Below are 11,654 nucleotides of genomic sequence, written 5' to 3'. Positions count from 1 at the left end.
TGGTGCCGTTGCTGCTGCGGTGAAACCGCAAAAAAAGAGCGGCCCGGCAGTTGCGCGGGCCGCGATCGGGGGAGGACGATCAGAAGTTGACGGACATGGTCAGCTGGGTGAAGCGCGGCGACTGGAAGCCAAGCGGCTGGCGGAACGTGTCGCTGGTGGAATTGGAGATGGACGTCTGCAGATCCTGATCCACCGCCGTGGTGTGCTTCTGGTTGAGCAGGTTGTAGACGGCCAGCTTCACCCGGAACTCGCCGCCATCGAACGGCTGGATGTAGCTGATGCCGGCGTTGAGCGTGAAGGTCCACGGCAGGCGGCCGTACTTGCCGCGCGGCGAGCGTTCATAGACGCGGTTCTCGGACACCGGCGAGTCGCAGTTCTGCACGCAGATGAAGTAGCTGTGGTAGTTGGTGGCGTCGTAGGGGTTGCCCACGCCGAAGCCGGTGATCGGGCCGCCGGAGGCGGCGTTCACGTCGGCGCCGAGCTGCCAGTGCGGGGTGAGCGCATAGGTGCCGCGCAGCTTGAACTGGTGGCGGCGGTCGTTCGGCAGGTAGCCGTCGCCGCCCAGGTTCACCCACGGATCGTCGAAGTTCTCGGTGCGGCCGGTGTCGTCGAAGTCGGTGTCCGAGTTGACCGGGCCTTCCGCGTTGCCGCGGTTCCACGACATCGTGTACGAGGCGTTCATCGCCCACTTCTCGTCCCACGCGCGGTTCAGCTGCAGCTCGACGGCGGCGTAGGTGCGCTTGGGCTTCACCCAGCCGCGCTGGCCCAGGTAGTTGCCCTGGGCGTCATACATCGCCCAGCCTTCCTTGGAGGTGTCCACGGTGAGGTAGCCGTCAGGGGTGCCGTCGCAGTTGGTGTCGCCCCACACGGTGACCTTCTTGCCAGGGTTGGCCATCACCCAGCCGATGTAGCCGTTCTCGCCGCACTGCGCGGTGGCGCTGATCTCCATGTCGTCGATCGCGTTGTGCAGGCGCCGGTAGGTGGCGCTGACGCCCCACGACCACTGCGAGGTGATCAGCTGCTGGAAGCCCAGGATCGCTTCGTCCTGGTAGACCGGATCCATGTTCTTGTCGACCTCGGAACGCAGGTCGCCGACGGTGCCGTCGCCCTGCGAATTGTCGACCGGGCCGATCTGCGGGCCGAGCTTCGGGACGGCGTACTCGACGCCGTTGAGGGTCTTGTACTCCCAGCCGTCGAACGCGTAGTAGGTGCGCTCGTCGAGCAGGCCGCCGGCCTGCTTGATGTTGATCACGTTGGCCACCGGCAGGTAGTAGCGGCCGAGGTTGCCGAACAGCTTGGTGCTGCCGTCGCCCTTCATGTCCCAGGAGAAGCCCAGCCGCGGCGCGATCTGCCGGCTCATCTTGATGTAGCTGCGGCCTGCGGCGTCCTGGTTGTCGAAGCTGTCGTTGCGCACGCCGGCGTTGAGCACCAGGCTGGGTGTCACCTGCCAGTTGTCCTCGATGTAGTACGCGGCATTCTTGGTGGTGAAGGTGCCGGCGATCTCGTAGCGGCGTGCGCGCACGTAGGCGTCGTAGCCGGCCGGCACCACGCCGCCGTTGGAGATGGTGGAGCCGGCGCTGGCGGCGTACAGGTTGTAGTAGTACGCGCCCGGCCCGGCGTAGTGGCGGTTGTAGTCGGAGGTGTCGTTTTCGTGGTCGTAGCCGAAGCGCAGCAGGTGGTCGCCCAGCGTCCACTCGAAGTCGGCGCGGGCCTGCTTGCGGGTGTCGTTGCGTTTGTACACGGTGGAGCTGCTGGTGCAGCCCAGCTGCACGCCCGGATCGTGGATTGCCCGGAACGCGTTGTTCGCCGAGACGTAGTTGCAGTCGATGTCCAGCTGCGAGCGGGTGAACGCCTCGCGCTCGTTGCGGCCGTACATCAGCTTCATCGACAGGTCGTTGGTGAGGTAGCTGGTCCAGGTCAGCGCCCAGTTCTTGCCGCCGGTATCGGTGAAGACCTTGTTGGTGCGGGTGCCGATAGTGCTGGTGTCGTAGTCGTAGCTGTAGACGTCGCCGGTGTTCTTGTTCTTGTCGGAGAACGCCATCAGCTGCAACACGTTGCTGTCGGTGATGTTCCAGTCGATCGTGGTGCCCCAGAAGCCGGTATCCGAGTTGTTGGAGGTCAGCGTGGTGCCGGCGTTGTTGGTGTTGCGCGGGCTGCTGCCGCGGGCCTCGTACATGGCGAAGATGAACAGTTTGTCCTTGACGATCGGGCCGGAGGCCCAGATGTTCGTCTTCACCAGCGAGTCCTGGTCGCGGCTGGCGGTGAGGTAGCGGTGGCCGCTGGCGTCATAGTGATCGTCGGCGCGCGAATGCCAGTTGCCGGGCTCCAGGGTGATCTCCACGCCACCCTTGAACTCGTTGGTGCCTGAGCGCGCCACCGCATTGACCACGCCGCCGGTAGTGCGGCCGAACTCGACCGAGTAGCCGCCGGTCTTGACCTGGAACTGGTCGTAGAACGCGAACGGCGCTTCGGAGAAGCCGTTGCGGTTGTAGAAGTCGGTGACGTTGAGGCCGTTGACGTAGAACGCGTTCTCGGCGATCGAGGAGCCGCCGAAGGAAATGCCGCCGAAGGCGGCGTTGCCCTTGACCACGCCGGGCGCCAGCAGCGCCACCGAGGTGACGTTCTGGTCGACCGGCAGGCGCACCAGGTCGGCGCGCGAGACGATGGTGGCCGACTCGGTGGAACGGACGTCGATCACCGGCAGCACCGAGCCGGTGACGTTGATGGTGGCCAGGCTGGTCGCGTTTGCCGCGCCCAGGTCCACTGTGGTGGTGGTGCCCAGCGCCACCGTGACGTTGCGCGTCGGACCCACCGGCTGGCCGCCGCTGCTGGCGCTGATGGTGTACTGGCCCACCGGCAGGAACGGGAAGCGGTAGTTGCCGTCGTTGTCGGCGGTGATCGTGCGAGTCAGGCCGGTGGCCGGATTGGTCACGACCACGGTGGCGCCGGCTTGGGTGCGACCGGCCACCGAACCGTCGTTGTTGGCCGCGTACGCCTGCGGGCCGCCGAAGGCGGCGAGCGCCAGTCCGAGCGCCGTGCCGAGCACGGTCCTGCGCAATGTCCGGGTGTTGCTCATGTTCCCCATCTCCCCATCGACGCCGTCGATGCCATGTTTATGAAAAGCTGCCGGTTAGTTGCCGCTGCGTCCCTGCGCCGCTGGCAGGACCTGCCAGTCGAAGCCGTAATCCAGTTGATCGAAATAGAGGTTGCCGCCGCGCCATTCGGCCTCGCCGCGTTGCGAGTCCACGTCGTCGGAGCGGAACTGCCGCTTGGACGGCTGGAAGCGGCGGCCGTAGTCGTCGTTGAAGGCGATGCGCCAGTTGTCGAGGCCGCCCAGGTAGAACCACTCCAGCGCCTTGTCGTCGCCCGCCGCCGGGTGCAGCCGGCCGGTGGTGACGTCCATCGGCACCCAGCCGTACGGCGGCAGGTACAGGTAGCCCCAGTCGTGGATGTTGCTGTAGCGGCTGCCGTCGTCCGAATACACCATGCCGGACTGCCAGCGCGCGGGGATGCCGTTCAGGCGCAGCAGGGTCATCAGCAGCAGGGTCTGCTGGCCGCAGTCGGCGTGGCCGGCGTGCAGCGCGTAGTCGCTGATGTTGCTGATGGTGGAGTACTCGCGCGCGCCGGCCCAGGGGATCTGGTCGACCGCGGCGAACAGTTTCTGCGCGATGCGGTACGGGTTCTTCTCCTCGCCCACGACCTTGCGCGAGAACGCGCGCATCGCGTCGGTGAACACGATATGCGGTGCGCGCTCGGCCACGAACGGGGCCAGTTCCGGCGTGATCTTCTCCGCCGTGACCCTGGCCGGGTCGATCGCGTGGTATTGCGCGAACAGGGTCAGCTCGTAGGTGACCGAGAACACCGTCTTCTGTCCGGCCACGGCCGGCTTCTCCAGGTACACCGTGCGTTGCGGCGCCGACGCGGGTGCGATCTGGTGCGTGGCCGGCACGCTGGCCACGTAGCGGATGTCTTCCTGCTGGCCCGGCACCGCCTGCGGGTACGGAATCCACGCGCGCACGGTCTCGCCGGCGGGCACGGCGTCGGCGTCGACGGTCAGCGTCTGCGTCATGCGCAGGCGCCGCGGCAGCACGCTGCTCTTGTGTCCGGCCAGCGCGGTCTGGTAGATCGCGCGCTGGTGCTCGTTCAGCGCTTCCATCGGACCGTCGCCGATCGGCGTCTGCACGGCGCGCCGCGCCACCGCTTCGGGGCTGAGCCGGAACAGGTTGCCGGGTGAGCGCTTGAAGTACAGCGTGCGGCCGTCGATCAGCTGGTGCTCGAACAGGCCGGCCGCGTTCCACTTGGCGAATTCGGCGTCGCTGAGGTCGGGGATCTGCTGGCGCACGCGCGCCTTGACCTCGTCGGCGCCGAGGGTGAAGTCGAGCAGGATGCGGCGCATACGTTCGCGCTGGAACGCGAGTGCGTGGCGCGTGTCGGCGGACAGGCCGGGCTGCGCCAGGGCGCCGGCGATCGCCGCGTCGGCCGCCTTGAAGTGGCCGGCGTCGATCTGGGCGATGATGGGGGTGACGGCCTTGCCGCCGGGGCCGGTGCCGGCGAAGGCAGACGGGGCGACCAGCAGCAGGGCGAGCAGGGACACGGCGACGCGCCAGCCACGTGCATGGCAGCGTACTTTGGGTGCGACAGGTAGCAACGTATCCATCGACAAACGTCCCCGCAACGAATCCCCTGAAACCGCTGTGTAACACGCTTGCAAATGCCGGTCAATAATTTATGCTTCAATCGAAGCCGATAAGAATCAGCTATTCCTTGATGGTGGAAACCAGCCAGCCTGCGAATGCCCGCGAACGATCCACGAGGGGATGCATGTGATCCACACGGTCTGGCCCTACCTGGCGCTGATGTTGCTGATCGCCGGTTTGTTTCCGGCGATGGAACGCCGCTTCGGCTGGAAGCTGTTTTCGGTGCTGCCGCCGATCGTGCTGACCTATCTGCTGGTCACTGCGCTGGCGGTTTCCGGGCTGTGGCAGGTCAACGCGGAGATCAAGGCGGCGCAGTCGATGCTGGTGTCGCACATGGTGCCGGCCCTGCTGTTCCTGCTGATGATCAACTGCGACCTGCGCGCGATCTGGCGGCTCGGCCCGCGCGTACTCGGCGTGTTCGCCTGCACCTCGCTGAGCCTGTTCGTGGCCTTCATCGGCACCTATCTGATCTATCGCCACTGGCTGCCCGGCAACGACTGGCAGCCGCTGGCCGCGCTCTCCGGCAGCTGGGTCGGCGGCACCGCGAACATGATCGCGGTGAAGCAGGCGATCGGCATGTCAGACACGTACCTGGCGATGTCGCTGCTGACCGATGCGCTGGGCTACTCGATGTGGGTGGTGGTGCTGTTCTCGGTGGCGCGGCTGGCGCCGGCGTTCAACCGCTGGACCCGGGCAAAATCCAGCGGCGACACTCCGCTGGCGCCGGTGAAGGCGAAGGCGCCGACCACCTACGACAGCGTGCTGCTGTGGCTGGGCATGGCGCTGGCGGTGGCGGCGCTGTCGGGCTGGCTGGCCAACTGGCTGCCGGTGTCCGGCATGATCAGCGCGACCACCTGGGCCATCCTGCTGGCCACCGGCTTCGGCCTGGTGGTGGCGCACACACCATTGGCGGAATTCCCTGGCGCCAGCACGATCTCCAGCGCGATGCTGATCAGCGTGGTGGCGGTGCTGGCCTCGCAGAGCAACTTCCAGGGCATCGCGGCGGCGCCGCTGTACCTGCTGTGCGGCGTCACCATCATCGCGATCCACGCGGTGCTGCTGATCGGCTGCGCCAAGCTGTTCCGCTTCGACCTGTACCTGTGCGGGATCTCTTCGCTGGCGCATATTGGCGGCGTGGCCGCCACGCCGATCCTGGCGGCCAGCTATTCGGCCGCGCTGGTACCGGTCGGTATCCTGCTGGCCCTGCTCGGCTACATCCTGGGCACCGGTTTCGGCCTGCTGGTGGCGACGATCCTGTCCACGCTGGCGGGCGGGTGATGCGGTTTCAACATAGGACCAAGACGATGCGATTTTCCCTGCTTGCTGCCACCGTGCTTGCGCTCGCCTTCGCCGGCGCACCGTCGCAGGCGCGCGAGGCGAACGCTGCGTTGACCGTGCCGCCGTCCGGCGTGCTCGGCGTCGGCGAGGCGCAGCTCACGCCCGCATTCTGGATCGGCCTGCAGGCCGAGCCCGATCGGGTGATCCTCGACCGCGCCGCGATCGAGGCGCAGAACGCGAAGTTGCTGCAGCTCGATCCGTCGATGCACGACCTGCGCGCGTTGCCGAAAACCCTGGGCCGCGAGCAGGTTGCCGGCTGGATCGAGGCGCTGTCCGAGCGGCCGGACCGTCCGCTGTTCGACGTCGACGGCCGGCCGGTGCCGGCCGCCACGCTGGATGCCGCGGTCGGCAACCTCGCGCTCGATGCGATTCCCGCGCAGCAGCCGACGCGCTACGGCCTGGTGGTGCGCCGCGCCGCGCTGCGCACGTTCCCCACCACGCTGCGCGTGTTCAGCACAAAGGGCGACACCGACATCGACCGCTTCCAGGAAAGCGCCGAGTTTCCCGGCACGCCGGTGGCGATCGTGCACGCCAGCGCCGACGACCAGTGGCTGTTCGTGGTCAGCCCGCGTTACGCCGCCTGGACCGAGAAGGAGAACGTGGCCGAAGGCAGCGCGGCCGAAGTGTTCGGCTACGCCGACAAGGCGCCGTACCGGGTGATCACCGGCGCGGTAGAGCGCACCGTGTTCACCCGCGAGCAGCCGGCGGTATCGCAGCTGCCGCTGGACATGGGCACGCGCGTGCCGCTGGCGACCGGCCTGGCGCCGGACCAGCCGGTCAACGGCCAGACGCCGTACGCCGCGCACGTGCTCGAGCTGCCGCTGCGCAAGGCCGACGGCACGCTCGGCTTCAGCCCGGCGCTGCTGCAGAAGAACACCGATACCGCCGCCGACTACCTGCCACTGACCCGTGCCAACCTGATCCGCCAGGCGTTCAAGTTCCTCGGCGAGCGCTACGGTTGGGGCCACGCCTACGACGGCCGCGACTGCAGCGGCTTCGTTTCCGACGTGTACCGCAGCATGGGCGTCGAGATGCCGCGCAACACCAGCAAGCAGGCGATCAGCCCGGCGCTGGAACGCCGCGCGTTCACCGCGAAGGACAGCCGCGAAGAACGCCTCAAGGCGGCGCATGCGTTGCAGGTGGGCGACCTGGTCTACATCCCCGGCCACGTGATGATGGTGATCGGCCAGCTGCACGGCCAGCCCTACGTGATCCACGACGTGGGCGGCATGAGTTACCGCAAGGCGGACGGCAGCAAGGCGCACGTCAAGCTCAACGCGGTGTCGGTGACGCCGCTGCTGCCGATGCTGTTCAACGACCAGCAGACCTTTGTCGACCGCATGACCAGCATCGTGCGCATCCGCCACTGAGCGCGCCTGCACCAAGAAGAAAAAGGACACAGATTCCATGAAGGCTTGCCCATGAAAATCACCGACATCCATTTCGGCATGCTGCGGGTGCCGCTGAAGACCCCGTTCAAGACGGCGCTGCGCACGGTCAACACGGTGGAGGACATCGTGGTGATGGTGCATACCGACACGGGCCAGGTCGGCTACGGCGAGGCGCCGGCCACCGCAGTGATCACCGGCGACACCCACGGCTCGATCATCGACGCGATCCGCCACTACATCTCCCCGCGGCTGATCGGCCAGGACATCGCCAACCTCAACCACCTCACCCAGCTGATCCAGTCTTCGATGGAGAAGAACACCAGCGCCAAGGCGGCGGTGGAGATCGCGGTGTACGACCTGTGGGGCCAGCTCTACGGCGCGCCGCTGTACAAGCTCTTGGGCGGCGGCGACCCGGTGATCACCACCGACATCACCATCAGCGTCGACTACATCGACAAGATGGTGGCCGACTCGGTTTCCGCGGTGGAGCGCGGCTTCGAGTCGCTGAAGATCAAGGTGGGCAAGGACATCGGCGTCGACATCGAGCGGGTCAAGGCGATCTACGCCGCGGTGGAAGGGCGCGCGCTGCTGCGGCTGGACGCGAACCAGGGCTGGACCGCCAAGCAGGCGGTGTACGCGCTGCAGACGCTGGAGGAGGCCGGCATCAAGCTGGAGCTGATCGAGCAGCCGGTGAAGGCGCGCGACCTGGCCGGCATGCGCTACGTCACCGAGCGCGTGCACACGCCGGTGATGGCCGACGAGAGCGTGTTCGGCCCGATGGAGGTGATCGAGCTGATCCGCCTGCGCGCGGCCGACATCATCAACATCAAGCTGATGAAGACCGGCGGCATCTCCAACGCGGTGCGCATCGCCGACATTGCCGCGATGCACGGCATCGAGTGCATGATCGGCTGCATGCTGGAAACCAGCATCAGCGTGGCGGCGGCGGTGCACGTGGCGGTGGCCAAGTCGAACGTGATCACCAAGGTCGATCTGGACGGCCCCTCGCTGTGCCAGTTCAATCCGGTCGACGGTGGGGTAATCTTCAACGAGTCGGAAATCTCGGTGACGGACGCCCCCGGACTGGGCATCCGCGAGATCCGCGGACTGGAGAGGATCGAAGCCTGATGTCGCCGCTGGTCAAAATCCGTTCGGAACGCGACCAGATGTCGGCAGTGGAGCGGCGCATCGCCGACTTCATCCTCGAAAACGCGCAACTCCTGCGCGACTACTCCTCGCAGCAACTGGCCAACGCGCTGGGGATCAGCCAGTCCAGCGTGGTCAAGTTCACCCAGAAGCTGGGCTTCAAGGGTTACCCGGACCTGAAGTATTCGGTCGGCGAGGCGATCGCCCGCGCCGACAACGGCGACACGCCGCAGGTCGCGGCGGCGAGCGGCGGCGAGGGCGGTGGTGCCTCCGCCGGCAACTTGTGGCGGCGCAAGTCCGAAGCCGAGGAGGCGACCCGGCTGATCAACCCGCCGCAGACCCTGCATGCGGTGGCCGACGCGATCGAGCAGGCCGGCCGTGCCGGCAAGGTGTTCATCATCGGGCTGGGCGAGGACGACATCCACGCGCGCGGCTTCGCGCTGAAGCTGTCGCTGCTGGGCATCCTCACCGTGCACAACTTCGACACCGCGCGGATGACCGCGAACGTCTCCGCGGCCAGCGCCGGCGACGTGCTGCTGGTGTTCTCCGAGCACGGCAACCATCCGGCGCTGTGCAAGATCGCCCGCTACTTCCGCGAGCGCCGCGGCCAGGTGATCACGGTGACGCGACACACCGCCAACCCGCTGCGCGCACTGGCCGACCTCGCCCTGGTGGTGTCGGCGCACGACGAGCTGCCGTACGTCCAGCCGCTGCTGTACCAGTCGGCGCTGCAGCACCTGCTCGACGGCGTATTCGTGCAGCTGTGCGAGGGCCACGACGATCGCCACGCGCAGCTGCTGGCCAACCTCGACCGCATCCAGCTGATGCTGGAGCCGTGAGGGCCGGGAATGGGGAATCGGGAATTGTAGGAGCCCGCTTGCGGGCGATACTTTTGAGCCGGGATTCGGGATTCGGGATTCGCAGAAGCACCACCCGCAAGCGGGCTCATGTTGCGTGATGAAGAATTGCCGGATGAAAAGCTGATGACTGTTCACCGTCGCACCCTTGCCCTGCTGGCGTTTGCCGCCACGCTTGCCGGCGCTGCGCATGCCGCCGCCGCGGACGCGCCCTGGCAGGACGCCCGCCAGATGATCGTGGTCACCACCGCCGGCTGGAATGTTGATCACGGCGAGCTGCGCGCCTTCGAGCGCCACGGCGATGCCTGGCGGGAAGTCGTCGCGCCCGCACCGGTGACCATCGGCAAGAACGGCGCCGGCTGGGGCCTGGGCCTGAACGCGCCGCAGACCGGCGGCCCGGTGAAGCACGAGGGCGACAACCGCAGCCCGGCCGGCGTGTTCCGCATCGGCGAGGCGTTCGGCTACGCCGCGCACACGGCCACTGCGTTGCCCTACCGCGCGCTCAGCGCCAGCGACTGGTGCATGGATGTCAGCGGCACGACGCAGTACAACCGCATCGTCGACGCGAACGTGGTCGGCGTGGAGGCGGTGAAGGGTTCCAGCGAGCCGATGCGGCGTGACCTGCATGCGAACGGCGACCAGCGCTACCGGCTCGGCTTCGTGATCGAGCACAACGTGCAGGCGGCGCCGCAGGGCGGCAGCTGCATCTTCGCCCACCTGTGGAAGTCGCCCAGCGACGCCACCGCCGGCTGCACCGCGATGACGCCGGCGCTGATGCAGCGGCTGCTGGCCTGGCTGAAGCCGCAGGACCACTCGGTGTTCGTGCTGCTGCCGCAGGCCGAGTACGAACGCCTGCGCGCGTCGTGGCGGCTGCCGGCGCTGGTCACCGCGGAGCCTGCGCAGTGAGTGCCACCAGTCGGGTGCTGACCGGGCTGGCCGCCGGCGCGCTGATCGGCCTGCTGCTGGCCGGCTGGGACGAAACCGTGGCGTTGCAGGTGGCGAACGTGGCGCAGCCGATCGGCAAGCTGTGGTTGAACGCGCTGCAGATGACGGTGGTGCCGCTGGTGCTGGCGCTGGTGGTGGTGGGCGTCAATACCGCCACCGACGCGGCCGCCTCGGGCCGCATCGCGCGACGCGCGATCGTGGTGTTCATCGTGGTACTGACCGGCGGCGCGCTGTTCGCCGCGCTGGCCGCGCCGCTGGTGTTCGCGCTGTTCCCGCACAATCCGGCGCTGATCACCGCGCTCGACCACGCCAGCGTGCCCGCGGCCGCGCAGGCGGCGCCGAACTGGATCGACACGCTGGTGGCGATCGTGCCGAACAACGCGGTCATGGCCGCGGCGCAGAGCGCGATGCTGCCGCTGGTGGTGTTCGCGCTGTTCCTCGGTTTCGCGCTGACCCGGATCGCGCCGGCGCGGCGCGCGCTGCTGATGGAATTCTTCCAGGCGATCAGCGATACGATGATCGTGATCGTGCGCTGGGTGCTGTGGATCGCGCCGCTGGGCGTGTTCGCGCTGATCCTTTCCGTGTGCGCTCGCTCGGGCTTAGGGATGCTCAGCGCGCTCGGCGTATACGTGCTGGTCGAGTGCCTGCTGTACCTGGCGGTCACCGTGATGCTGCTGCCGCTGGCGGTGGTGTTCGGCGGCGAGAAGCTGCGCCGGTTCGCGCTGGCGCTGGTGCCGGCGCAAGTGGTGGCGGTCAGCACGCAGTCCTCGCTGGCCTCGCTGCCGGCGATGTTGGAAAGCGCCGACCGTCGGCTCGGCTATCCGCAGCAGGTCGCCGCGCTGGTGCTGCCGATGGCGGTGAGCCTGTTCCGCCTGACCAGCCCGGTGCAATATGTGACCTCGGCGGTGTTCATCGCCTGGGCCTACGGCATCGACCTGTCCACCGCGCAGCTGCTTGCCGGCGCGCTGCTCGCGGTGGTGATCAGCCTGGGTTCGGTCGGCCTGCCGGGCCAGGTCACCTTCATCGCCACCAACCTGCCGGTGGCGCAGGCGATGGGCCTGCCGCTCAGCCCGCTGGGCCTGATGCTGGCGGTCGACACCCTCCCCGACGCGCTGGCCACGCTGGGCAACGTCACCGGCGACCTCACCGCCACCAGCGTGGTGACGCGGCAGTCGCGGCGCGATACGGCCTGAATTGCCGGCTCTTCCGTTGCGTAGGGTGGTACGGCTTGCGCTCCTTTGTCGCCGACTTTGCACCATACGCTCCAGGTTTCTGCTGGA

Annotated in this window: 8 protein-coding genes; 6 read left to right on the top strand and 2 right to left on the bottom strand. The window is 67.6% G+C overall.

What is annotated here, in order from left to right; translation table 11 throughout:
* Positions 1–79: 79 nt before the first annotated feature.
* Both RHOOR87_RS0106910 and RHOOR87_RS0106905 read right to left on the bottom strand, forming a co-directional pair.
* Positions 80–3,076, bottom strand: coding sequence for a TonB-dependent receptor (locus tag RHOOR87_RS0106910; protein ID WP_027484601.1), 2,997 nt, complete (start codon positions 3,074–3,076; stop codon positions 80–82).
* 54 nt (positions 3,077–3,130) lie between these two features.
* A complete protein-coding gene (locus tag RHOOR87_RS0106905) occupies positions 3,131–4,657 on the bottom strand; it encodes a transglutaminase domain-containing protein (RefSeq protein ID WP_027484600.1) in 1,527 nt (508 codons plus the stop codon).
* Between the two features lie 160 nt (positions 4,658–4,817).
* On the opposite strand from RHOOR87_RS0106905, the gene RHOOR87_RS0106900 reads away from it, so the two are divergent.
* The 6 genes from RHOOR87_RS0106900 to RHOOR87_RS0106875 all read left to right on the top strand — a co-directional run bounded on the left by RHOOR87_RS0106900 (position 4,818) and on the right by RHOOR87_RS0106875 (position 11,567).
* Positions 4,818–5,975: a DUF819 family protein gene (locus RHOOR87_RS0106900; protein ID WP_027484599.1), complete on the top strand. Its 1,158-nt coding sequence runs from the start codon at positions 4,818–4,820 to the stop codon at positions 5,973–5,975.
* Between the two features lie 26 nt (positions 5,976–6,001).
* Positions 6,002–7,405 carry an SH3 domain-containing protein gene (locus RHOOR87_RS0106895; RefSeq protein WP_027484598.1) on the top strand — a complete coding sequence of 468 codons (1,404 nt, stop codon included), beginning with the start codon at positions 6,002–6,004 and terminating at the stop codon, positions 7,403–7,405.
* A 51-nt stretch (positions 7,406–7,456) separates the two neighbouring features.
* Positions 7,457–8,554 carry a dipeptide epimerase gene (locus RHOOR87_RS0106890; protein ID WP_027484597.1) on the top strand — a complete coding sequence of 366 codons (1,098 nt, stop codon included), beginning with the start codon at positions 7,457–7,459 and terminating at the stop codon, positions 8,552–8,554.
* On the top strand, positions 8,554–9,411 hold the full coding sequence (locus RHOOR87_RS0106885; RefSeq protein ID WP_007509640.1) for a MurR/RpiR family transcriptional regulator: 858 nt from the start codon (positions 8,554–8,556) through the stop codon (positions 9,409–9,411). Before RHOOR87_RS0106890 ends, RHOOR87_RS0106885 begins: the two co-directional genes overlap by 1 nt.
* A 144-nt stretch (positions 9,412–9,555) precedes the next feature.
* The gene (locus tag RHOOR87_RS0106880; protein ID WP_043795410.1) at positions 9,556–10,335 is read left to right on the top strand and encodes a L,D-transpeptidase family protein; all 780 of its coding nucleotides are present in this window, start codon (positions 9,556–9,558) and stop codon (positions 10,333–10,335) included.
* Positions 10,332–11,567 (top strand): dicarboxylate/amino acid:cation symporter, encoded by a 1,236-nt coding sequence (locus RHOOR87_RS0106875; protein WP_007509636.1) that lies wholly within the window; start codon positions 10,332–10,334, stop codon positions 11,565–11,567. Before RHOOR87_RS0106880 ends, RHOOR87_RS0106875 begins: the two co-directional genes overlap by 4 nt.
* The last annotated feature ends 87 nt before the right edge of the window (positions 11,568–11,654 follow it).

Origin of the sequence: Rhodanobacter sp. OR87, from assembly GCF_000473345.1 — a bacterium.
GTDB classification, from domain to species: Bacteria; Pseudomonadota; Gammaproteobacteria; order Xanthomonadales; family Rhodanobacteraceae; genus Rhodanobacter; species Rhodanobacter denitrificans.
Note: the sequence above shows the minus strand (reverse complement) of the source record. Positions and strands in the feature narration are given on the sequence as shown.